Source organism: Mariniflexile aquimaris (assembly GCF_042676825.1).
GTDB classification, from domain to species: Bacteria; Bacteroidota; Bacteroidia; order Flavobacteriales; family Flavobacteriaceae; genus Mariniflexile; species Mariniflexile aquimaris.
Genome location: NZ_JBHTIB010000012.1, coordinates 284344 through 310887, shown reverse-complemented (window position 1 = coordinate 310887; position 26544 = coordinate 284344). Strand labels below are relative to the sequence as shown.

The window sequence follows — 26544 nt, the reverse complement described above, 5'->3', positions numbered from 1 at the left end:
TAATTTTTATTTAGTAATTGAAATGATTGTTTTTTGTTTTGAGTCTGGTATTCGAATTGTTAGGATTTGGTTTTCTGAACTATAGTTAAACCCTGAATCGTTAAAATTTGAATTTACATCCTCATTTATTTTACTGAGGGTAGTTGGCTTCAACTTGGCATTATTCAATAGAATTTTTTTAGGCTTTGATGGTAAATGTATCTGGAGCACATAATTGCGTTTTTCAGTTTTAAACAAATTATTTTGATTTTCAAATAAGCTAATTTCCAATAAACTAGTACTGCCATGGGATTCGATTCTGGTTTTTGAAAATATATTCCTTTTATAATTGTTTGTAGTACCGTCATCTTCATAAAGTTCAAAAGCACTGGGTTTTTCTGATGGAAATATTTCAAAAATTACTGGCGCATGTTCTATTTGATTTATATACTGCATTATTGGCATTTTAGAGATAATAGCTCCAAATTTCACAAACATAGGAATAGTCTTAAGTGACACTGGGTATTCAATTGTTTGTTCTCCACTATACATTTTTTCTGGACTATTATAGTCTATCCAATTTCCCTCAGGTAAGTAAAGCATTCTTTTTGTTGCGCCTTCTTTTATTATCGGTGCAATTAGAATATCTTTTCCTAACATAAATTGATCATCAATACCATATACGTTTTCATCATTTGGAAACTCTAAAACCAAGGCTCTCATTATAGGTATGCCAGTGTCGTAAGCTTCGCGTGCTAGAGTGTAAGTATAAGGATGTAATTGATATTTAAGTTCAATACATTGTTTAGCAATTTGTTCTGTTTCAGGACCAAATAGCCATGGTTCCACAGCATTGTTTCCTTCATGGTGTGCGCGACTTAAAGGATTAAAAACACCAAATTGTAACCATCTAATGTATAATTCTGAAAATTCATCATAATTGGTTATATCGCCACAATACCCTGATATATCTGTAGTCCAAAACGGTATTAGACCCAGACCAGCAGATAACCCTAGAGGAATTTGATTAGCTAAATTTTTCCAGCCAGACGTTACATCCTCTCCATTGCCACTGTCTCCTGACCAACCAAATGTATAACGCTGTAATCCTGAGTAAGCAGCTCTAGTCATTTGGAAAACCCGTTGATTTGGATTGTGTTTTTCAAATTGTTCAGTTACTACTTTATCCCAAGTTAACCCATATACATTATGAATTTCATCATGCATCCCTAAATGGTGCTTCATTTGCAACCTATCTGTACTCTCTTCATTACTCCATGCTGGCTCACCCATATCAGTCCAAAAGCCTTTAACACCATCATTAATTGGTTGTTGTTGTAACTTCCCCCACCAATTGGCTACTTCTGGTTTTGTAAAATCAACAACACCTGCATTTCCGCCCCAAGGCCATGGCATATCATAACTTTTTCCAGAACGCTTGTCGATTGCAAAATAGTCGTTTGAATTTGCTTCTTGCCATTGTTCAATGGTTGCTTGAGAAACAACAGGGTCTTGCGAAACAATAACCTTAAAGCCATTTTCTGCTAAATCTGACAACATTTTTTTTGGATTGTCATACCTATCTTTATGCCATTTAAAATTTTGAAGCCCATCTACCCAACCAATATCTTGATAGATGATATCACAAGGTATATTTCGTTCACGATATTGTTTGGCTATATCCATAGTTAGTTCTTCATTTGTTAACAGACCTCTACTTTGTGCCCATCCAAATGCCCAATTGGGTGGCATGATTGGTTTACCTGTTAACTCGGTATAACTTTTTATAATTTCTTTATAGTCTTTACCATACATGAAATAATAAATGAACGCCCCATTTGGGGCAGAAAACGAAAAGTAGTCTTTTGATTCTTTCCCAAAGTCAAATGTTGTTTTGTAGGTGTTATCAAAGAAAATTCCGTAATTATAACTGCTCATAAAGAAGGGAATGCTTTTATAAAGCGGATCTTCACGATCAGAATAGCAAGGTTTATCACTATTCCACATAATAAATGAGTTGCCTCTTCTGTCTAAAGAACCTGTCTTTTCACCTAGACCAAAGAAATGCTCATCATTTCTCAATTTTTTGTAAGCCTTAATTTTCGTCCCTTCAACTGTATAGGGACGTGAATCATCGTCACCTAATAGTAACCTTTGGTATTTATTAAAAATTTGGATTTTGAAAGGTGACTTATAAACCATCACTCTCAAATCATCGGTGAAAATTTCGTAAACCGATGCTGATTCATTAACGGTGATTGCATAGTTTGCATGAAAATTTTCATTAATGACCGCAAAAGATTCATTATTCCTATTGAAATTTCCCTCAGGAGCATACCAAAATTTTATGTTTTTGGAATCTAAAAACTCAAGTGAAATTTTAGTGTTGTTTTCACAAGAAAAAACAACCTTATTCTTATCTGAAATGGCACTAATTAAATTTAATTCATTTTGGGACCAGCTAATATTAAAAACTAAAGCTATTAAGATGCTATTATATATTCTTACCATTTTCATTTAATTTAATTTTATTGAAGCTCAAACTTTATACTTTCATTATATAAATTGATAGTAATAATATAAGCACCCTGAGTATTTGACGTAACCATCCATTTATTATCTGGTCCTTCACAGCCGTTAGTAATAATGTATTCTGTACTTGTTAATTCATAGCCATCTTGTGGTGGATTAATCCAATTACCATCGCACCAATCACCCGTAAATGTTGATATTTTTATCGAACCAGGAGTTAATATTCCTTTATAAGTAAACTCAAAAGCATCATCTTCACTTTGGATAAATGCTTCAGGCGACCCAATGTTCCATCCACTTGGAGAGCCATCACCGACAATATAAAGTCCAGAATATTCTGGAAATTGTTCTTCAAATGAAATGGTGTTTTGTAAAAAATCAACTGTTATTTTATAACGCCCTTGGCCGCTAGAAGTTACAGACCATTTATTGTCTGGTCCGTCACATCCCGATGTTACAATAAATCCATTACCTGTTAAATCATCGCCATTATTTACAGAATTAATCCAATTGCCATCGCACCAATCGCCTGTAAATGTTGCAATTTTAAATGCTCCCGGTGTTAAAAGTGCTTCATAAGTAAACACAAATGGATTAGAACTATCTTGCGTAAATGCTTCTGGCGAAGCAATGTTCCATCCACTTGGAGAAGCGTCTCCAACAATATAAAGATTACTATAATCGGGTGCCCTAGAAATTACTTCAATATTTTCAGAAAACTCATTGCTTCCGCCTTCGTTTATCGTTTTAAGAGTTACGGCATAGGTACCTCCATACAAATAATAATGGCTTGGATGTTTTTCGTGGGATACTTCGGATCCATCTCCAAAGTTCCACTCAAATGCATTTGCATTCTCGCTTGTATTAGTGAAACTTACTAGTTGAGAATTATCCTGTAAAACTTCAAATGTAAAGTTAGCTGTTGGAGGTTGAACTGCTTCAACCATATTATCCTCATCATTACTACAAGAATAAATAAGTGTTCCTATGGCAATAATTATAAAAGATTTTATTAGTGTTTTCATCTGTTGCTATTTATTTGTTTTTAAAGTCAAATGTAATTTGCCAATCAACATCTTCGTCCCGATAACTATCGGTTGGTAACCAGAACTGTTATGGCTCATTTCATATGAATTAATTTTGTTTTTATTGTTAGTTTTCCAGCACAATCATACTCCAATACTCTAAGTAAGGAACGGTTATTTTTATTTGATTTCCTGTCGATTTAAATTCTAGTTCTTGCGAAGCACCACCTCTAAAATCTGGTGATGCAAACCAAACTTTTGAAACCGAGGAAGTACTGTTTATTGTAATTTCTACATCATTAAAAATAGTTGGAGCCGTTTGGGTTTTAGAATTATCTCTCCAATTTAATGTGCTAACACCATTAAAATTCAATAAATGATACACTTGTTTGTTATCCACTTTTTTGCCCACCAATGAAATACTTCCGTATAATGGAGGCCAATTATTTACTTTTAAATTATTAGAAGAAACACTAGGCATCATGAATTCACCCCCATCTCTCAAAAGGTTTTCATACGCAACCATAAAATCATAATATTCTAATAAAGAAGCTTTGAGTTTGTCTTCCATATATAAATTATTATAGGGAAAATATTCTCTTGACAGCATGTGTTCTCCTAGTTCTAAATGCGCCCCTCCGAAGGCGAAAATCACGGCATCAGCCAACAGTACACTTGGTGTATTAAATGCACCTTCACTAGAGTCATAATTCATATATGCCGCTAATACTGTATTATATTGGTTTTCTGATATTTGATTATTTTCCAGTATTACTTGGGCTAAATCCGAATATTGTTCTCTAGACCAAACTTCAGTATAGGCAAAATCAACTGGTGCTTTTAGGATTTGGTTCTGTCCAAATTGATCAACGGCATTTAAAGCATGTTTTTTATTTGGGTATCTTTCTGTTACCTCTTCCATAAAATCATTATAGCTATTTTCCAAGTTTACTTGATAGCCGTTATAATCGTAGATCGTTCCTCTATCGCCTAATTGGTCCAAATGCCAGCCGTCAAAATCCAGATTGTTGTAAACATCGTCGGTTTTGTTGAAAATATAATCTTGCCATGCGTTATTGGCCGGATCCGTGACAAGTATAGCTCCCAAGCCCCCTAGGTCATGCTTGTTTATGGAATTGCGGTACTGATCGTTATAAAGTAACCATTGGTTAGAAAACCCGTCACCGTCCTCAGGATGCCATGCTCCAAACAGTAAATTATAGAACATTGAGGAGATATTAAGTTGATGGCCACTATCGATATATCCTTTTACAGTTTCAAGTTTCACTTCCCTATTGAATAAATCCAACCAAGAGCTTTCGGGATTACCACTACTATCGAGAGGCAATGGGATATGATGTTTAGCATGCCAATCATAATATTGTATGCCGTTGATATGGTGATCTTTGAGATTGTTTAGTATGTCGTTTCTTTGGGATGAATTTACATTACCGAACTTTGAAAGGAATCCATACCTTGGAAATTTAGTCCAATCAGAAGACACATCTACGGCAACAGTTCCTAATATTGTTTCATCACCATTGGTGTTTTTAACTAATTCCACCATGTACCCTTTAAAATCATCAGATGGTGGTGTCCAAGTCCAAGAAGTGCTACTTAATGGCACTTCGGATAAGGTCTTGCCTAAATATTTATATCTTATACTTGTATTTGGGTGTACGGCATTGACAGTAAATGTTACATCTTCACTTGGATTGTACTTCGCTTTGTCCTTTTTCAACTGCAATGCTTCTTGAAAAGGTAATGATTGACCAGCTTCTTGGTAATTGCTCATGTCAATAGTATCTTCATTACAAGACAATACGAACATGGAGGATACCAATATTATTGAACATATTTTTATAACTTTTTTCATCTTTATTGTTTTGTAATTGTTATCACTTCTGTTTCCAGATTAATCCTAATCTCATAATTTCCTGCCTCACCATCTTTTAATTTCCATTTATTGTCTGGCCCATCACAATTGGTGGTGTTTATAAAATTGGTGTTATTGATGGATTGTGAAGCTGTTGCGGCATTAATCCAATCGCCACCGCACCAGTCGCCAACAAATTTTGAAATTTTAAATTCGCCTGTTGGATTACTTGCTCCAAGAGGGCCAACGAAAACGTATTCGCCATTAATATAACTCATTGGTGCAGGATTATTGATATTCCATCCGTTGGGACCACCGTCTCCAATGATGTACAGCATAACCTTGTTAAAGGTTATAAGGTTGTTTTGAGTGTCAACAGTAATTTTATAGCGTCCTTTATTGCTATCTGTAACCAACCATTTATTATCAACATCACATCCTGAATTTTGCTCTACAGAGCCATTTGTTAAATCCATGTTATCGGCATTTGGCCTGTACCATTCGCCACAAAAATCACCTAATGCACCAGCCAATATTTTAAAGTTTCCAGTGCTTAAAAGACCTTCGTAAGAAAATAAAAACGGATTGTTTCCATCTTGTGAAAATGCAGCTGGTGAATCAACGTTCCAACCACTTTCTGAAGCATCTCCAACTATATAAAGATTAGAGAAAGGGGGTGTGTTAATTGTTGATTCGACAATTTCTATTTTTATAGAAAGATTTAGTAAATCGACAGTAACTCGATAATCTTCATTAGGATTTAACTCTGTTTCAATGGTCCATTGTAAATCATCACCACTACCACCTTCATTATAAACAATTTTAGAAGCATCATTTGGGTCTTTAGTGTAAAAATCTTGACACCAGCAACCATCCTGATTTACAGGAAATTTAAAGTTGCCCAATGATAAATCACCGGTATAAATGAAAACACCTCTTTGTGAGGTTGAACTCATCATTTGGGTTGCATTTGAAATATCCCAACCATTTGGAGTAGCATCCCCCACAATAAATAATTGGTTGGAAACTGGTTTGAATGTAGTTACTGAAAAATTGGTAGTAGCTGTCTGTGTTTCTACAGCTTTATTGGCGAATTTTGCAATCACTCTGGCTGTAAGCTCATAGGTCTGGTTTGTTTGTAGACCATTATCTAGTAAATAATTGTTTAAGTCTCCATAATTAATTACATGTGAAAATTTATTTTGAACATTTTCTTCAAGCGTAACTAAGGGATTTGAAAAGTCATTTCCTGACAGGTCAACTTCTAAAGTATATTTTATTGCGGAACCCGTATTTTGATTTGAACCTTTCGTCCAGTTAAATGTTACATTGTTATTAAAAAATTGTTCTTCTAATACTACTTCTGTATTTGGAGTAGATATTTCCAAAGTGTTTCCATTTTCAAAAGAATTATCAACTAATTCGTCATCGCATGAGGTAAAACTAAATGCCATTGCTATCATTATAATAACACTGTATGCTTTATAAATTTTATTTGTATTCATAATTATATATTTTAATATCCTGGGTTTTGAGGAAGTAGTTTAGGGTTTCTATCTATTTCAATTTGAGGTACGGGAAAAAGCAAATGTTTTTGTGTTGCATTTGTTTTGCCTATGGAATGTAAAAAGTCCAAACCATATTGACCATTGTTAACCCTAATTAAATCAAACCATCTTTGTCCTTCAAAAGCTAATTCTATGCGACGTTCTTTTAGAACAGCATCTCTAAAATCGTTTTTACTTAAACCAGATTGAATATTATCAAGTCCAGCTCTGTTTCTTACCATGTTAATGTAAGTTTCAGCTTGTAAAGTCTGCCCCAATTCATTCAAAGCTTCAGCCTTCATCAATAAAACATCTGAATATCTTAACACTGGAAAGTTAAGTGGACTATTATCATATGATGAAACAACACTTAGGGGCACTAAAAATTTGCGTACATTAAAGCCTGTTAAAGAATACGAACTTTGATATTGTTTTCCGTCAAAATCTGGACAACCTTCATATAAAATCGTAACATCCTTTCGTAAATCTCCAGCTTCATATTGATTTATAAATTCCTGTGTTGGCTGATTCCAACCAAAGGACCCACCTACAAAATTTGAACCTCTTGGCCCCATAAATGGACTTGTCCAAGATGCTTGATTTTCATTATTCCAAAAACTATAGCCACCATCAGATGCATATTGTACCTCAAAGATGGATTCTTGGGAGTTTTCATTATTAATATCAAAATTAGAGGCATAATTGAGGTTTAAAGCATATCCTAAACCTTCAACTTGGGTTACCATATCTACCGTTTCTTGATAATTACCTAGTGTTAAATATACCTTTGCCAAAGTGCCGTAAGCTGCTCCTTTGGATGCTCTGCCAATATCTTGCTGGCTGTAAGAAGATTTTGTTGGTAATAATTGAATGGCGTTTTTTAGGTCGCTGATAATTAAATCATATATTTCACTAACGGGATTTCGAGCCGGAAATAAATCGTCATCTGAACTTAAAGGTTTGGTTACCAATGGAACATCGCCAAAATAACGAGCCAGAATGAAGTAATAGTTTGCTCTTAAAAAATAGGCTTCGCCTATAGATCTATTCTTAATATTTTCATCAATATTAAGTGAGGGAGCTGCCTCCAATACAATATTGCTCATTAAAATCCCTGGCCATGGACCGCGCCATAAATCTAAAACTCCAGCATTATCTGGTTGTGTCACAAAATTCGACATGTTTTGGGTTTCTATTCCATCGGTTCCACCACCTGCACCTACTATACTGTTTCCAGCCATAATATCAGAGGTCCACATTCTTAAATTATAAAGTTTTGGCCATTGAAGTGGTTGATATGCTCCGTTTACTATGGTAATTAATTCTGCTGCCGTTTGGGGGTAGTTTTCAGTATTTATAGTATCTAACGGTTGTTTGTCTAGATAACTTTCACTACAGCTAAATGCTATTAATACAGTGAAAATTGAAAAAATAAGTTTTATTCTTTTCATGGGTTCTATTTTTTTAAAATCCTAATGTTGCTCCTAATGTGAATGTTCTTGTTACTGGATAGATGTTGTTATCTATACCATTTGCCCCTACTTCAGGGTCAAAACCTGAATAATCAGTAATTGTTAATAGATTCTGCCCAGAGACATATAACTTAAGTGAGTTGAATACTTTATTTTTAAAAGCATCTAAAGGCACATTATAAGATATATTCACATTTTTCAATCTTATGTAAGAGCCATCTTCTATATATCTTGTTGACTGTCTTGTATTATTATTAGGGTCGCCAAAAATAGCTCGGGGCATGGTATTGCTTGACCCAGCACCATTCCATCTATTTAATATGGCCGTTGATTGATTTGTGGTAACAGACATATTCTCCGTAAATAATCTGTTAGCATTGAAGATGTCATTACCTTGAACTCCTTGAATAAATAACGAGACATCAAAGTTTCCAATATTGAACGTATTGTTTAAAGAATATGTGAATTTTGGATTTGGGTTTCCTATAAAAGTTCTATCGTCATCATTTATAAGGCCATCACTGTTTAAATCTTTAAAACGAATATCTCCGGCAGATGTGCTTGAGGCAAAATTTGTTCCAGGAATTTGGACAGCCCAATTATTTACTTCGTCTTGGGTTTGAAAAATACCATCTTGCACAAATCCATAGAACACGTTAACTGGATATCCCGGTTGGATGCGCGCCAAAGTATAATTTAAGCCGATGCTTCCTGTTGTAAGTGGGGTATTACTATTGATGTCTATAACTTCATTTTTATTATAGGCAAACACAAAATCAGTTGACCATTTGAATTTATCCTTATCAATATTTCTGATAGTTACAACAGTTTCAATACCACTGTTTCTTATTTCTCCAGCATTAACAAAAGGCACAAATATATCTGAATAACCAGATGTTACTGGTACTGTTTGTGGCACCAACATATCTTCGGTATTTTTAATATATCCATCCACAGTGATGTCAACAATATGGTTGAATAATGAAGCATCTATACCAATATTAAATTGTTTTTGTGATTCCCATTTAACATTTGAATTGGGCAAAACAGTTGGCACTGCCGCAGTAACAAAACTGTTATTAAAATTGTATAAATTGGTATTATAAGAAGATGCAAAAGAGTAGTTTCCAATATTTTGATTCCCCGTAACACCATAACCTACTCTTAATTTTAGGTCATTAATCGTTTTAGATTCTTTTAGGAAGTTTTCTTCGGAAATACGCCATGCAAACGACCCAGAAGGAAACGTTCCATATTTATTTCCTGCTCCAAATCTAGAAGAACCATCTCTACGAACCGTAGCCGTTAAATAGTATTTGTTTTTATAGTCAAACTGTCCTCTTGCAAAATATGAGAAAATAGACCACTCAGAGCCACTACCATTTACCGTAGGTTGCTCAAGACCATTGTTTATAGTTTGTGCTTGTTCACTTATAAAGTTTTGTATGGAACCGCTTAAAAATTTAAACTCATTTTCTTGTGCACTGGTACCCAAAACGGCTGTTATAGAACTTCCATTGTCAAACTCTTTATTGTATGTTATTGTGTTATCAAAAAGTAACGTGATACTTCGGTTTGAAGATTCAGATAAAAATGCATTTTCTGAAACATCTGAATCCCAACTGTAAGCAGGTGCCCATGTTCGATTGTCCCAAAAATTAGCTTCAACACCAAAGAGTGATTTAAATTTAAAGCTTTTAAAAAACGTAATTTCACCAAAAATACTTCCTTGAAGATTGTAACCTTTTGTTGAATTTTCTACAATATTTGATTTGCCTATAGGATTTTCTATATCCCCTGAATAAATTGGCTGACCTATAGGCCCTGAATAATTCCCGTTCTCTCTGAAAATAGGTTGGGTTGGTAATGATAAAATGGCATTTTGAATACTGTTATCGCCATTTTTCTTGACATCATAATTGATTTTAAAGCTATTGCCAAATTTTATTTTTTCGTTGATTTGTGTATCACTGTTAAATTGAACAATATATCTGGTATAAGCGGAATTTATAATAATGCCCTCTTGATCAAATACATTTAATGATGTGTACATATTAGAGTTTTCACTCCCCTTAGAATAGGAAAGCGTTACATTGCTCTGTTTACCTGTAGTAAAAAAATTATCAAGCCAATTAGTTCCTTTTCCCAATAGTGAGGGGTTGCTAAAATCTGGATTTGGTGCTATACCTCCATTGCTCAACATTTCATTATTAAATTGGGCAAACTGTTCAGCATTCAGCACATCTATAACATTCGTAGCGGTTTGAACACTTGTAAACGTGTCTATATCAAGAGTGGCTTTGCCTTTTTTCCCTCGTTTTGTAGTTATAATTATGACTCCATTGGAGCCCCTTGAACCATAAATAGCCGTGGCAGAAGCATCTTTCAAAACCTGTAAAGACTCCACGTCTTTCATATTGACCTGATTTAGTCCACCATTTAGTGGTACACCATCAACAACTATTAAAGGGTCGTTATTCCCAATAGTTCCAGTTCCTCTAATCCTAAATGTTGGGTTGCTTCCAGGTTGACCAGAAGTAATAACAGTAACACCTGCAGCCCTCCCTTGGATGGCATCTCCAATATTGGAAGTTGGTTGCCCTTGAACATCATCCATTTGAACTGAAGATACAGAACCTGTAAGGTCACTTTTTTTGGATGTTCCATATCCAATAAGAACAACTTCATCTAAAAGCGCGAGGTCTGGTGTTAATTTAACGACAATCTTTTTGTCTTGAACAGAAACAATCTCTGATTTATATCCAACATAGCTAACTACTAATAAAGCGCTTTTATTTCGCACTACTATTTCAAAATTTCCATCAAAGTCAGTAACAACTCCATTGGTTGTTCCCTGTTCTAAAATAGTAGCTCCAGCAAGAGGCACACTGAATTCATCAAGAACTTGACCGGAGATTATAATACCTGAATTATTTGTTTGGGAAACACCAATTCGGGGTAATAAACTTAAAATAATTAATGCAACAAATAATTTTAATTTGTGTGGCACTTTACGTTTAATTTTTTTATTCATCTTGATTTAGTTATAGTTAATTGTATACACTATTTGGTTAATTATACATACATCTGAAACAAAGGAATAAAAAAACGTCTGTCAAAAAACAGATTTAAAAAAACGTATAGATAAAACGTAAAATATATTAACTAAAAATACATTTAAAAAATTGATTACCAGTTATATAATATTAATTATAGCAAATATTTTATATAGATAATATAAATGCAATTAACTTAAAAAAGTTTAAAAATATTTGAAATTATGATGAATTTAGATTCTAATTGAAGTGTTATTAAGCAGATTTTGATCAAAACTGTCATTTTCAATTAATGATCTATTTCGAATTTTAGTTTTATATGCATAAATAGAATTGACGGAATAACCTAAAATTTGTGCAATTACATCGTTATGTGTAATGCCTAATCTAATCAAAGCAAAAATCCTCAGTTCTTTATTAAGAATCTGGTTCTCTTTAAGTTTAATTTTATGCCCTTCCTTCATAAGGGCATTAAACTCATTTATGAAATTTGGAAACAAATTAATGAATGCATTGTCAAAATTGTCAAGTAATTTTTCTTTCTCCTTTTTTAGGTTATACTTAGATAAATGATACTTTAGCTTTTCAATATTTTTTTCATCAATGTTGTTGTCGATAACGGAGATAAAATCATTAAATTTTTCAAAAACGTTGTCATACTCAGTAAAAAAAAAGCCTAAATAATCTTCCTTAATTTTGTTGGCTTCAAACAATCTTTCATTAACATCCTTTATTTCCTGATTCTGGACTTTAACTTGCTCGTTTACTTGAGTTAATTGAATATTTATATTTTGCAATTCATTATGAGCATGGGTAATTAATTTTTTGGCTTTTTGTAATCTTTTAAACTGTATAATTACAATTGTCATAAAAATGATTACTATAATCAAGCTTATAATAACCCCAACATATTGTATATACAATCTTTTACGCTCTTGTTCTATATTTTGGGTAATTCCCTCCTGTACCAGTGGTAAAATTGCACCAACTTGAAGTTTTCGTTGTTGAGCTCCATAAAACTTTGCATCTTGATAGGCTTTTTGAATTAACAATGAAGCCATTTCAAGATTTTTCTTCTTAAATAGAATCTCTGAAAGCCTGATAATTGCTAAAGATTCTTTTGTTGACGTTTTGATATCGGCAATTGCGGCTTTAGAATAATGATATTCAGCTTTGTCAATATCCTTGCTATAATAAATTTCACCTAATACGTAATGTGTTAAGGCTTGGTCGTGAAGCCCTAAATCCATTTCTAACAAAGAATCAAGCTTTGTTATGGCACTGTATTGATCTCCAGCTTTATACTCATTATAAGCGACCATGAAATTATTAAAAAAGCCACCCTCTTTGATAAGCTCTAACGTCTTCTCTCTGTAAAACTTGGCGAGCTGATTATAATCAAAACTATAATCTGGCAAGTTGCTATACTCTGCCAAATCACTGTAAAATCTTCCATAAATACCAAAGTACATTGTCTTTACATCGTTATTTAGAAATTTTGCGTCAATTTTCTGGAGGTATTCCATGGCTTCTTTGTACATACCTACAGAGACACATATATCGGACATGTTTAGAAAAGCTCTGGAAATGAGTGAAGAATCTTTTAATTTTTCTGCTATTGTTTTGTTTTGTAAACTAAAGTAATATGCCGAATCGCTTTTAAAAACTTTATACTGATCAAACAATTGCTGGTTTAAATTGAACTTGTTCTCAAAATCAGATTCATTTAATTTAATGAGCGCTTTCTTTATACTAAGGATTTCTTTATGCTTTTGGTTGTCATATATATAAGAAGAATCAATAGCTGATTTTAAATCATCTAATAAATTATTTTGAGACTTTACGGTCATAAAAGCACATAAAAGCAGTATCGTTGTTATTGGTTTCATTTTAAAATCTTTTCGATATGAAAATAATCATTTATTCATAGTTGTTGTTTAAAAATTATAGAAAACAGTACTATTAGTTTGGGAAAAGGTTAAAACTCAATAATTTTAAAATCTTGAAAGCTGAATTTAGAGCAGCAAATGAATCAGTCAGAACATCGATATACAGGGCTTAAACCTATGAATTCTCCATAAATTCAATTCACAAACAGTTTTGTGTTATCCGACCCTATGCTTATACCCTTCTTCCTTTGAAAGTATCTCGCTAATCTTATCCAAGCAAAACATCTGGTCATGTGGCAAAAGGTCGATGACCACTTCCTGTACCTTGGTCACACTGGTTATCGGTGTTTTATTGCTATGTTTGGGGTATACGAAAGCGCCATTGCCATCAAGAACAGGGCGAAAATTGTTGACAATCAAGCATGACAATTATAAAATGACATTGATCAAAATAAGTAGAAATAATTTTTTGTTTTAAGCTGTAATTAAAAGTAACAATAAAACACCTTTACCATTCGTGTAACAATAGACCCCGATTTTTAGGCCTTATTGTTACATAAGAGGTAATTTACAGAAATTGATTTATTAGAACCTTTAAATATTGGAGGAGGATATTTTAGCATCTATAAAAAAGAATTATTTTTACTATCAAATTATCAATAATGTCTGAAACAAACCGTATAGAATATAAGGAAAAATTAACCAAAGACCTTGATTTAGAAAAGGAGGTTATAGCTTTTCTCAATTATCTGGAAGGAGGGTTGATTTATATCGGTATTGATAAACATGGAAAAACATTGGGTGTAAATGACATTGATGGTGATATGCTTAAAATTAAAGACCGTATCAAAAACAACATTTTACCTTCTGCCATGGGGTTGTTTGATGTTGTGACAGAGGAACGTGACAGCAGAGAAATTATCAAAATTATAGTAGCAGGTGGTAGTGAGAAACCCTATTTCAAAAAGAAATATGGCATGACCGAAAAAGGCAGTTTCATTCGTGTTGGTACGGCAGCTGAACCCATGCCCCAAACCATGATTGATAAACTTTTTGCTACTCGTACCCGAAACTCAATAGGAAAAATAAAATCGCATCGTCAAGACTTGAATTTTGAACAGCTTCATATCTATTACCAGGAAAATGGTAAACCTCTTAACAAACAGTTTAAAAAGAACTTAGAACTTCTTACCGAAGACGGTTTTCTTAATTATGCAGCATACCTTTTAGCAGATGTTAATAATGTATCCATTAAAGTAGCAAAATATAAAGGTCTAAATAGAGTAGAGTTAATAGAAAACAACGAATATGGATATTGTTCACTCATTAAGGCCACAAAAAGTGTATTGGATAAAATTGCAGTAGAAAATACAACTTTTGCAACCATCACATCAAAGCAACGTATTGAACGGAAACTATGGAGCCCTATTGCATTGCGGGAGGCCATATATAATGCTATAGTGCATAACGATTATACTCGAGAAGTACCCCCTAAATTTGAAATATTTGATGACAGGATTGAAATTACTTCCGCTGGATCATTACCGGAAGGACTAAGCGAAGTCGATTTTTTTGAAGGCGTTTCTATTCCGAGAAATAAAGAGTTAATGCGTGTTTATAGGGATTTGGAATTAGTAGAGCAATTGGGTTCTGGTATTCCAAGAATTTTGGAGAGCTATGGAAAAGAATGTTTCAGGTTTATGGATAACTTTACGAGAATGTCTTTTCCTGCTTATGAAAAGGTTACCGAACAAGTTACCGAACAAGTTACCGAACAAGTTACCGAACAAGTTCTAAAATTACTCTCAAAAGTAGATCAAAATGAATATACAACGACAGAGTTAATGAATTTGTCAGATATAAAACACCGTCCGACATTTTTATATAACTATTTGCAGCCAGCACTTGATGCAGAATTAATTGAAATGACTATACCGGACAAACCTAAAAGCAGTAAACAACGGTATAGACTAACTGAAAAGGGGAAGCAATTTCAAACTACAAGTTAGAAGTGTAGGAAAACAGCAATTTCTCTCCTCTTCACCTCTATTCTTTTTCAAAAAGGAAAAATTACATAATAAATTACCTTGCAACAATGGGTTAAAAAAAGCAATAAAAACTAAACTTAAAGTTTAGATATTTCATTAATATTAAACTACTGGCTTTTTTAGGAAGAATACTTTATGTTTTGAGATGTTTAGTTTGAATAAAATAATGAGGTGCGTAATTCGGTGCGTATATACTTATAATGACCTCCCATAAACCCAATAAAATAAGTAAAAATAAGATTACGGATAGTTCCTCTTTCTCCGCTGAAAACAAACCCTAACAATTGAAAATCAATTAGTTAGGGTTTTTGTTTTTAATATATCCCCACATAATCCCCACTTATTTTTATTATAAAAAAACCGTTACAAATTAATGCAACGGTCTTTTAATCATTTATTTAGGATCACTTTTAAGATGCCGTACCACTACCTAAATAAATGCTATTTGATACTTTAGAACCATCCTCAGATACAAATGCCATAAAAAGCTCAACAATATCTCCTGCATAAGAGTTTGGTATTGTAACGGTTTGTGTTTGAATAGTTCTAACTGCACCATTAAGAATAGAAATTGATTCTTTCTTACTTGGGTTATAAACTAATACCATCGCTTTGTCTGTTACATTAGCATTACCTTCTGCTGAATTATCATCCCAATTAAAGGTTACTTGTCCTGGGGTTGCTAAATTGGTTGTACCATTTAAAACTCCAGATAAAGGACCTCTACTTAATAATGCTAAAGAATAGTCAATCGTGAAATTAGGAGCTATCCCTCCTACTGCGTTATTTAACACATACGACATAGCTGCGTTAAATTCGGTTTTTTTCGTCGCAAAAGACTTATAACCGATTTTAACAAAATCACTAGTAGCCTGTAAATACTCTAAAGTAATAGTGAATTTATTACGCTGATTTACTTGTCCCTCTGTTCTTGGATTAGCAACGCTTGTTGGTTTGATTCTTAAATAATCAATACCTTTCCAGCTTCCGCCAATCACATTTCCTACTTTTCCTGATAATCCTCCTAGGATTCCTTGGCCAATTTTTCCCATAACATATTACAATTTTTAATTAATATTCATTCGGACTTGGTACGGGCTTAACACAGTCTTAAACTGTACTTTTCTAATTATATAACAATATTATAATATTTCATTTCATTTTTAATGCCTTATGGATGGGTTTACCTTTAAATACCTTGCTTTACATCATTTTAATACAGGATTTTATATAGGCCATTTTTAAATCTGACAACTTATTTATTATGCTTTTTAGTTCCTTTTCCTTTTTACTAATTATTGAAACGGCATCTATGTGCTTTTGAAGGTGAAAATCAATAGTATTTGTTGATTTTAAACCCTTTTTAAGCGTGTTTCTACAATCATCTATTGTGATGAACGGAATAACACTTCCTTTTAAAAAATAAGCGTAAAAACCACCTATTTGTAGCATCATTGACAAGTGATAAAGCATGGTTTTATCTTCTTCGTTTGTGGTAATGACTACAAAACAATTAGTGCAAGGTTTAGTCAGAGGTTTTCCGCTGTTTAGTCCTTTGTTTAGGATAAAAAAATGAGGCTGCGAGTAGGTTTTTCCAATTTAGTGTGTTTTTAGTTCAAAAGTTGACATAGCTATCCAATTTAAAATTGCTTCGCTACGCTTCGCACATTATTTTTTTTTGAAATAAAAAAGACAGCCGTTCCACTTGGTAGCGCGGATAATGCTGTCAAGGTTTTTGGAAAAAATACTACCTAAATAAAAAGCATTAATTCAAACTATAAATACTATGAGGTGGAGATTTTTTTCAACACCCGTAGGGCTTGACCTTGATAGGATTGAGCGTGGGGTGAAGAAAGCTACCTAATTTTGCTTACTTTTTTATTTTAAATAAATTAAAAACACCCTACTTTATAATATGAATTGGATCTAAAAAGGAAAAATAATCATCTTTAATTAAATTTTGATTGCGCCAATAAAACATAATCTCATTACTTACTTTTAATTTATGTTTATACTTTTCGTTACATGGATAAAATTCATCAAATAAATATTTCTTATTGTTATAAGTTGCAAAATGAGATTCTGTTCTTTTTTTATTTAACAAAAAATATCTTTCATTTGTCGCACATAAAAAAATTCCTAAATCTATTTTATCATCCTGAATCAAACTATCTAACTTTTTTAAATCATTAATTATTTTCTGCCTAATTTCAGTTGCTCCAGAATTGTTCTTTTTCTTGTGGGGAAATTTAAATTCAATACCTACTCTGTAATTTTTGTTTGCATATTCTATTTCAAAATATAAATCTAAAAACTTACCATCTAAAAATTCTTTATTAAAAATATCCTTTTCAAAGTCGAGGTTATAAATTTTAAGGTTATCATTTGAATTTAATAACCACGCAAATTTAAAAACTAGGGTTTTTTCTGAAGAAATAACAATTTTTTTAGTGTTTAATTCATGCTCTATAGCAGACCAAACTTTATCTATTTCCTCTCTTATTCCAAGCATATTTAAAGTATCTCTTAAACTCATATGTTAATATATGTTACGTGTTCAATTTAAATATATAACGAAGTTTTTTAATAAAAAACTTAACTTGGATTAAATCGTACTTTTAAATAATGTAAGTATAGTTTCGATTTTATTTTTATAGTTACGGATTTACTTTCGCAGGTAATCTAGCCGAGCGAGCCGGCTGCGAGTTGAGCAAGGGTGCTGGGGTAAATAGCCCGTTGCATTTTTCTGCAAAAGGGCGTACCACAGCAACGGTTTACCGCAAGGGTGGCGGATTTTTTGATTCTAATATTGTATCAGATGGATTTTTATTGGTCGTTCAAAATAATCATGTGTAGGCAAGTGCAAGGAATGAAGGAGGTAATGGAAGGATTGGATATAGTTTTCATTTAAGGTTTGGCGTTATTTTAATTTGTGCAAGTACTTAAAGAATTTAAGGATTATGAGGGAAAGACAAATTTTGATATAATAAAAGCCAAACCGTAATGTAAAAACTATAAAGCGTGGGATGGAATTACCGACTGAATGAGTTGCTCTTGTGTGCTGCTTGCGAAATAGGATAATCCGCAGCGTTCATTGAAGTTCTAATTAACGTATGAAGCTACTTTTTAAATGCAATACTATAACATCCTTGATTTTACTGCGGTTATCTTATTTGCAAACTTGGGAAGTTCAAAAAATGTGACACCCGTAAACCCACACTTAATAAATCAATTTTTCTAGGATTTATATAGTTAAAATAAAATACTAAATATCAAATTTATACGAAAGCCATGTGGGTTTTGCCCGAAGCGACCCGCAGGCTCGCATAACATTAAGTAGCGGTTGTACCCAATAATAAAAACTCGCGTAGCGAAACCTTATTGGGTTTGGGTACAAAAGTAGCTACGGGTGAGGAAGGAGAGAATGTGTGTAATAAAACAAATAAATAGTGCCAACGAGGACGTGACGCCGCAGTGGTACTATTTATGGTATATGCAAGCCCAATGAATTTGAAACTTTAATTGATTTGCAGATTGCTTCACTACGTTCGCAATGACGTAAAATTGATAATTGGCTTGCAGATATGTTTTATGGAACTAAATGGAACGACTGACGAACACCTTATTACCTGCACTACATATTCTATCAGTTGGGACTATTTTAATGGTATGAGTATAATAAAACTGCTTAACAAGTTTATTTATTTCTTACTTGTTATCATTATTATCACGTCTTTGAGAAGTATAACCCACAACATTTCTTTGAGGTTCATAAAAACTTACTCTCATATTCAATTCAGAACCCTTTCTAAACACAGTATCTCTAACCTGATATTTTTGTTCAGCAGAAGATTTATTAACACTAATTCCAATTGGTGTACCTGTCGAGTTTTTCATTTTTTATGTTTTTAGTTTGAGCTAAATTTATAATAGAATTAAATCTACTAAAAGCTAAATATAGTAAATCAGCAACAAAAAACAAATATTCTTTATTACTATTTGTTGCTAAACCTCCTTTAAAATTATCTACTGATAAGAAACCTAACACATTTCTATTATCCAAAGATGTTATAATTGAAATAGGAACCACTAATGTACTATGATAATATTTATGCCAATCTGGATTAGGATTTCTATATTGATGATTATCATATAAATCAGGTAAATTATCTTCAGAAAAATAAATATTTTGAAAATTTGGATTCATAATTATTGAAAAAGCAGTATTATCTTCTACATGACATGGACTACAAGAATTATCTGCATCTCTTCTTTTTTTAAAATTTACTGGGTCTCTAAAATATGTTCTTACAAGAGTATCAGTATCATTAGGTTCTCTATTAAAGTTAAGGAGTTTTATTGTAATAGAACAATTATCATCAGTAATTTGGCTAAAATATGCTTGAAGATTAGTAGTTATATTAATTAAAAAATAATCAAATTTATTTATTGCACCTACTAAGTCCTCTTCACTTACTTTAGTAGGGTCTGCGTCAATTATATTCTGAAATAAAAAATCTAAATTTCTATAATAATGTGTTATAATGTGAGAGCACTCACATATTTGATTTATTATTATATCCTGTTTTTCGTATTGTTCTTTAAAAAAGCTATAGTTGGCAGGTATCTCAGATGATTTCTTTAATCTATTACTATAATAAATCACACTTATTAAAAACATAAGCAAAACTGATGCCAAAAGCATTGCTAAAATTGTTAATATATAGTTATAATCCTTATTTTCACTAGGGTTAATGTAATTATAAACAATAACTATAACCGTAATAATTAAACCAATTGAAGATGATAAACCATAAATATGATTCCAAATATCAGGTGGTGTTTGAATCATAAAAAAATTAGGAGTCTTAAGTTTTCTTTGATATGGATTATCTTTTTTCATGACCAATGGCTATTATTATATAAATTAATTTCTCTATTAATAAGTTTCCTCTTCTATTTGTAAACAGACGAATTTTGTTTTAAGTAATATATTCCTTTCGCGCTTAAATTAAATGTCTAACTTTTAGAATTTTATATTTTTTCCCAATACCTAATTGAATAGCGGTAGGGTTCTTTAATATCAATTCTCCTTTTTGTAAGTTGGCAATTGCTTCTTTTATTTCTTGAAATTCCTTACCACTTACACCAAACAAGTCTTTAATAACACTATCATTGATAGACTGCTGTTTCATGATTAGTGGATATTGAGCATTAGCATAAAAGTCAAAATATTCACTCTTATAACTATCCATATTTTGAGTTGCTAAAATAATACTCAGTCCTTTATTTCTACCTGTAGCAATTAAATCACGTAAGGGTTTGTTATCAAAACCTAGCATATAATGTGCTTCATCTATTATAGTGAAATGACGTAATTCTACACAATCATCATCAACTACTTGTTTAGGTAGTGTCTCATAAATTGAATTTAATTTAGAAACTATAAAATAGACAATAGCTTTAGCTATTGGTCCATCTTTTGGGAATCCATCCATTTTAACAATATAACTATCCCTAATTAAATCAATTCTATCTTCTTTTGAAAACAGATTAGTTCTTATTAGTTGCTTTAAAACGGACTTTATACTATCGTCTTTTACTTGGTCTCTTTCTGGCTGCGCAATTGTGTATTCCTTTAAAATCAAATCGAAGGAAATGGCTTTATTGTGCGTTACTTTATAGCTTTTAATTATAGCTTCCGATAAGCGATTACTCATATTGGCACTTATACGTGCGTTGTCAATTGCACAAATGGCATTTGATAATTCAGTTGAATATAAATTTATTTCATTTTGGGGTTTACCTATAAAGTTTTTGAATGGATTGAAAGGTAATGGCGCAGAAATCGGGTCTAATATTGCACCTCTATCGGTTTCAAAATAAGCTAGCCAATGGTTGTTTGCAGGATCTGAAAATTCGCCTTTATAATCGAATAGTAAAAAATTAACAGGATAATTACTATCTACCGATAATGAGCGTATTTCGTTTAATAAAACTGCCAACAAATTAGATTTACCAGAACCCGTTGTACCTGCAACTAATATTTGAGTGTTTGCTATATCCTTACCGTTTAAATTTAATAGGGCTGGTATATCATCTTCATAACTACCAATATTGAGATTAAGCACAGGAATAATGCCACTATGTTTTATGCTGCCATTACTTGAAGTGTTCGTTAACCAATCTTCAAGAACACCTTCTTTCATTAATAATTTATACCCTCTGAATATTTCAGCGTTTACGACTTTACTGTTCATTTTATTATTTTCCCAATCAATATCTATGGTATGATATCGTAATTTTAGCAATGAAAAAAATATGCCACTTAAATTATGAAGTGTAAACAGCGTTTCAAAAATTCTATTACTACTTAAATTAATAGCATCTAATTCATTTAGGTTTCTTTTTGATTCAGAAGTTAAACCTGCCAACAAACACATGCGCATTAATTTATTATTGCTCAATGTAATGTTCGGTTTGTTCTCCGAATAGCTATTTAAATTTATCCGCTTTTCAACATGATATTTTAGTTCAGCTATAGCCTCATTCAAACCTTCAGCCTGTCTTATATTAAGAATGTTCATTGTACTCATAACAATTTAATTACGCATTAATACTAACCCCGAAATAACCAGGAATGATTTCTGTTAACTGTTTTTCTCTATCTCGTTTTAGCGTGTAGGTTTTAGAAATAAACGGTTCAATTTTTTCAAATTCCGCACCTTTCCTAATTTCACTATCTGAACTTAATAATATAGTTTGATGTGCTAATTGTGGGAAATAATGTTCTAGAACTGCTGCCCTACTCTCTTCACTTAAAACTCCCATAACCGTATCAATCATAACAGGAGGGTCATAATCTCCAAATTGATGCAAGGATTTTAAAAGCACTTGGATTACTATTTGTTTAGATGCGGTATTCAAATGGTTTAAATAAATTTCATTACCTGATTTATGAAAGATTTTAAATGTTAGATTTGAAAGGTTTTCAGATAACTCGACTCTATCAATCACATCTTTGTAGGCCGCTAAAATGATATTCAAATCTTGTTTCATCTTCATTTCAATTTGTTGCTTTTTTACAATTAATAATTGATTTGCAACATCTTCAAAAAAGTCTTTTAGTTTTCCTAAAGTATCGTATTTGGGGTCTGGTTCTTGACTGATTTGGATATCAAATTGATGTATACGCTTATCGATTTTTTTAACTTCTGCTTCTTTTTCCTCTATTTCAATTTCGTATTTTTTTATTTTATCTTCATTTTCCTCATAGGCTTTCAAAATTGAATAATCTCTACCTGTAACTTGCGCTTTCATTTGCTCTATAAAGGTGTTTTGAGCAGGTATTTGCTGAATGGCACTATTTAATTCAATAATTTGCTGCTCCAATACAGGAAATGTATTAACCGTTTTTATGCTCAATAAACTCTCCAAAGCTTTCACGTCGGAGTGTTCAAGAAACGCATATACATCAGCCTTTTCAACGTTTGCAGCTGCGTTTACTACGTAATCTACTATAGTATCAATATTCAGTTTGGTTTCCACCAATTTACTCTCTTCCAAATATTTAATTATTGACTTACTAATAGCTTCAATTTGTTCTACAGCAATATTTGAATTGTTGTTTATTAAAACATCTTCTTTTATTTTTAAGATGAGTTGAATCTCCGATTTTAAGGCTTCTTGCACTTTAGGAATACAAACATTTAATTCAATTTCTTTTAAGAAATTATTTAAATCACTTCTAAAATTATCTTCTTTTTTTAATGTACTTTCTATACCTAATTTAGTTTGTTCAATTTTATTATTAATAGTGGTTTCTTCATTTAGGCCACTTTTTAAATTATCGTATAATTCTTTATTTTGAACAGAATAATTTAGGGCATTGCCTAAATTCTCTTTTAAATTGTCAATCGTACTTTTTAATTCATTTTTACTTTTAACGAGTTCTAAATATTCCTTTTTTTCATTTTCAACTTCTAATCGCTGTGCTGTTTTTGTTTGATACAAATTTTCTGAAGCATCAGCTAATTGCATGTATTTATTGAAACCCATAACGTTTTCAATATTCTCTTTTATAACTCTATTTAATTGGTCTTCCTTTAATAGATTACCTGCTTCCATAGCATCAAAAAGAAAATATCTACTTAGTTCCTGCGGTAAATTTGCCTTTATTATTTTATTTACTTGTGCTTCTTGTTCTGCTCTTTGAGATGCTGGCGTAGCCGTTCCGTAATTAAATATAGTACCATTCATATTTAATTTAACAGCTTCTACAGGATTGCCTAATGTATTAAGCATGTAAGTACGCGTTAAAATATAAGCTTGTTCTTCATTAAGAACCTTACCAGAAAAATGCAGTTCCAACTCAATTTTTTCTTCAACATTACCAATTGCACCTGCATTTAATAATTCTTTAAATGCTTTTGATGTAGTTATATGAAGGCCGTATAATGCGCCGTAGATAGCTTCAAAAAATGTGGTTTTTCCACCACCATTTACACCGCCAATTAATATGATGGGTTTATCATCATCCACATTAATATCTAAATCTAAATCAAGATATGTTTTAAAGTTTTTGGCTTTTATTCTTTTGATTAACATAGTTATTTGATTTTTTGAAGTGCTTTATCAATAATTTGAATAACCGTTTTATCATCAATATCTTGATTTCTAATTTTCTTCTCGTGAAATTCTTTAATTAAAAAATCTTTTACCCAATCAAAATCTAATTGATGCTTTTCGCAAAGCGATTCTATTAATTGAATATCTTCTTTACGAATACCAAAATGTAAAAATGTACTGTCTAGACCTTTATTACTCATGATTGTATACTATGTTAAAGCCGGTTCAAACGACAACCAACCAATAGTATCGTTTGCCTTGGTTATTAAATTATCGCAATATTTCCATGTTCTATTTTCTCTAGCTCCTTTTGGAACAATAACACCCCCAATTAACGGTTTGTCTTTGGTACTTTTTTCTTCAATATATTGAATGAGTGCATTATGTTTAGCAACAAATTCAGGGTCAGAATCTAATGTTTTGGTATCGAATAAGGCAATTTTACCTGACTTTGTTTTAATTACAAAATCTACATAAAAACCACGTGTAACGCCGTTTCTATCTACATAAGTCACAGCAAAATCTTCTTTGTTTTTATCGCCGTTTTTATACCACCATTCTATGTGTGTTTTGTTTTGTTCTAAAAAGTAAACAAATTCCTTTTCTGGTGTGCTAGCATTATTAAACTCATAAAATGGTTTTAAGGCATGTTGTTCTGCTTCTTTGAGCAAATAATGTTCATTATAAATACGCTCTACAGGAACATCCCACTTACTATGTTCAACTCGTTTTGAAGCTTCTGAAGCTTTTTGGTCTAATAATATTTGATGCTTAGTTAAGGCAATATCTATTAGTTCTATAAATTTAGATTTGTTTTGTTCAAACAAGATTATTTTTATAGCCTGAAACTCATTCAAAAGCAAATACTCTTCAAACAACATTTTTAACCCTAGTTCTAAAACAGGTGTAGAATCTGCTTTGGCATACGCACCAACATTATCCCTACAAAATTGGCGAAACAAAATATCTAACTCCCCTTGCGTTTTTGCAAATATTTCTTTTTCAGTTACTTTGGTATATCCCTCTTCTGTTGTTAATTGAACATTTTTAGGTATGGGTATTTCTATTTGTGAAACATCTAATTCTATAAATTTTTCTTGAAGTCTTTTAGTATTATATGCTTCTATACTCTCTGGATTGGTGACATCTAAATCTCTTGACAAACCAAAATATTCTTCAGCTGCTTCATAGATACATTTTCTAAATTTAGAACTTAAACGGTTACGTGTTAAACGTGTATTTATAAAGGCAGAATCTAAACATACTTCTTGATAACTCTCAATTCGTTTTGCTGTATTTTGTACAATATAGTCTATATCTTCTTGTACTATTTTAATAATATCCTTGCTTAAATTGGTATATACATAACCATTATTTAAAATAGGTAACGTATAATGTTTTTGCTCAGGCATACGCAAAATTCTACCTACTGTTTGAATACCAAAATGCTCTTGTTGTATTTCTCTAAATATTAATAGCACCGCAGCTCTTGGGCAGTCCCAACCTAAGGCAATGGCTTGTTTAAACAACAATACATCTGTCATGCATTCTTTATCTTCTAAACCATCTAAATTATCTTTACGATTGCTTAACCATACTGCCAGTTTATTATTTTGTACAGTAATGCCTTTTGCTAGTAGATAGGTTTCAATTTCATCTATTAACTGTCTATCTAAAGCACTCTCTGTTTTTTTGTCGCTAGGTAATTGAATTAATAATAAAGGATTAATGTTAGAGCCTAAAGACTCATAAGCCTGTTTTAATTCTTTATGTTTTTTTAGAGCCTCATCTAATAATACTTGGTTTAAGCTTCTACCCTCTTGTTGATGATGGTCTAATAAAGGGTTTAATACTACATTTTTTTTAATCATTTCTGCATCGACTACTTCTTGCCTTTTTATGGTATAACCATAATCTGAATGAAACATAGGTGTCGCCGATACATCCATTTCAATTTTAGCCCCTATTTGTTGCAATAAAGCTTTAGCTTTTGTGCCATTTGCATGATAATGTGCTTCATCTAGAATACAGATAATTTCTGTATCATCTAACATGGCCTTATAGATATATTTTATTAAATCTTTGCCTTGCTCATTTTCACGTACATAGACATTATTTGCACTGTTTACAGATTGCCAGTTTACAAATAGAACTTCGTTAGGGTTTAATTTACCATTACTTACATCTTCAAACTGAATTGGTTTTATGGTGCGCAGTTCTTTAAAATAGTCCTTTAAAGAAAAATAGGATTGTAAATGCAATTGATTAGGTGCGAACCAAATAAAAGCTACTTTTCGTTTAGGCAAGTCTAACTTATCTGGAATTTCTGCTGCTAATTGGTTAAGGTAAGCTGCCATAGCCACTGTTTTACCTGCACCTGTTGGTGCTTTAAAAACCATGCGGTTACGTGTGCCTGGTAATTTGAGAGCGCTATAAGTATCTTTTAATAAGCCGTTAACTGCTTCCTCTTGGTAGTTTTTTAATTGTATCAT

Annotated in this window: 17 protein-coding genes; 1 reads left to right on the top strand and 16 read right to left on the bottom strand. The window is 32.1% G+C overall.

Annotated features, from left to right (window positions below):
• Positions 1-6: 6 nt before the first annotated feature.
• From ACFQ0I_RS09315 to ACFQ0I_RS09285, 7 genes are all read right to left on the bottom strand, one after another.
• Entirely contained in the window at positions 7-2496 is a 2490-nt protein-coding gene (locus ACFQ0I_RS09315; protein ID WP_379941553.1) for a glycoside hydrolase family 31 protein, read from the bottom strand.
• Between the two features lie 11 nt (positions 2497-2507).
• A complete protein-coding gene (locus ACFQ0I_RS09310; RefSeq protein ID WP_379941551.1) occupies positions 2508-3536 on the bottom strand; it encodes a SusF/SusE family outer membrane protein in 1029 nt (342 codons plus the stop codon).
• Positions 3537-3663: 127 nt separating this feature from the next.
• A complete protein-coding gene (locus ACFQ0I_RS09305; protein WP_379941549.1) occupies positions 3664-5412 on the bottom strand; it encodes a glycoside hydrolase family 66 protein in 1749 nt (582 codons plus the stop codon).
• A gap of 2 nt (positions 5413-5414) precedes the next feature.
• Positions 5415-6917 carry a SusE domain-containing protein gene (locus ACFQ0I_RS09300; RefSeq protein ID WP_379941547.1) on the bottom strand — a complete coding sequence of 501 codons (1503 nt, stop codon included), beginning with the start codon at positions 6915-6917 and terminating at the stop codon, positions 5415-5417.
• Positions 6918-6928: 11 nt separating this feature from the next.
• A complete protein-coding gene (locus ACFQ0I_RS09295) occupies positions 6929-8410 on the bottom strand; it encodes a RagB/SusD family nutrient uptake outer membrane protein (RefSeq protein WP_379941545.1) in 1482 nt (493 codons plus the stop codon).
• Positions 8411-8423: 13 nt separating this feature from the next.
• A complete protein-coding gene (locus ACFQ0I_RS09290; protein ID WP_379941544.1) occupies positions 8424-11465 on the bottom strand; it encodes a SusC/RagA family TonB-linked outer membrane protein in 3042 nt (1013 codons plus the stop codon).
• A 255-nt stretch (positions 11466-11720) separates the two neighbouring features.
• Entirely contained in the window at positions 11721-13376 is a 1656-nt protein-coding gene (locus ACFQ0I_RS09285) for a DUF6377 domain-containing protein (protein ID WP_379941542.1), read from the bottom strand.
• 662 nt (positions 13377-14038) lie between these two features.
• On the opposite strand from ACFQ0I_RS09285, the gene ACFQ0I_RS09280 reads away from it, so the two are divergent.
• Positions 14039-15385 (top strand): Fic family protein, encoded by a 1347-nt coding sequence (locus ACFQ0I_RS09280; RefSeq protein WP_379941540.1) that lies wholly within the window; start codon positions 14039-14041, stop codon positions 15383-15385.
• Positions 15386-15834: 449 nt separating this feature from the next.
• On the opposite strand, the gene ACFQ0I_RS09275 is transcribed toward ACFQ0I_RS09280, so the two are convergent.
• From ACFQ0I_RS09275 to ACFQ0I_RS09235, 9 genes are all read right to left on the bottom strand, one after another.
• On the bottom strand, positions 15835-16476 hold the full coding sequence (locus ACFQ0I_RS09275) for a DUF6266 family protein (protein ID WP_379941539.1): 642 nt from the start codon (positions 16474-16476) through the stop codon (positions 15835-15837).
• Between the two features lie 151 nt (positions 16477-16627).
• Positions 16628-17023 carry a DUF6943 family protein gene (locus ACFQ0I_RS09270; RefSeq protein ID WP_379943033.1) on the bottom strand — a complete coding sequence of 132 codons (396 nt, stop codon included), beginning with the start codon at positions 17021-17023 and terminating at the stop codon, positions 16628-16630.
• 304 nt (positions 17024-17327) lie between these two features.
• On the bottom strand, positions 17328-17960 hold the full coding sequence (locus tag ACFQ0I_RS09265; protein ID WP_379941537.1) for a hypothetical protein: 633 nt from the start codon (positions 17958-17960) through the stop codon (positions 17328-17330).
• A 1172-nt stretch (positions 17961-19132) separates the two neighbouring features.
• Positions 19133-19321: a hypothetical protein gene (locus ACFQ0I_RS09260; protein WP_379941535.1), complete on the bottom strand. Its 189-nt coding sequence runs from the start codon at positions 19319-19321 to the stop codon at positions 19133-19135.
• A complete protein-coding gene (locus tag ACFQ0I_RS09255; protein ID WP_379941533.1) occupies positions 19287-20327 on the bottom strand; it encodes a hypothetical protein in 1041 nt (346 codons plus the stop codon). Before ACFQ0I_RS09255 ends, ACFQ0I_RS09260 begins: the two co-directional genes overlap by 35 nt.
• 103 nt (positions 20328-20430) lie before the next feature.
• Positions 20431-22020, bottom strand: coding sequence for an ATP-binding protein (locus ACFQ0I_RS09250; RefSeq protein WP_379941532.1), 1590 nt, complete (start codon positions 22018-22020; stop codon positions 20431-20433).
• 10 nt (positions 22021-22030) lie between these two features.
• Positions 22031-24031, bottom strand: coding sequence for an AAA family ATPase (locus tag ACFQ0I_RS09245; protein WP_379941530.1), 2001 nt, complete (start codon positions 24029-24031; stop codon positions 22031-22033).
• Between the two features lie 2 nt (positions 24032-24033).
• Complete coding sequence (locus ACFQ0I_RS09240) at positions 24034-24252, bottom strand: DNA modification system-associated small protein (protein WP_379941528.1); 219 nt, start codon at positions 24250-24252, stop codon at positions 24034-24036.
• A 9-nt stretch (positions 24253-24261) separates the two neighbouring features.
• Entirely contained in the window at positions 24262-26544 is a 2283-nt protein-coding gene (locus ACFQ0I_RS09235; RefSeq protein WP_379941526.1) for a DEAD/DEAH box helicase, read from the bottom strand.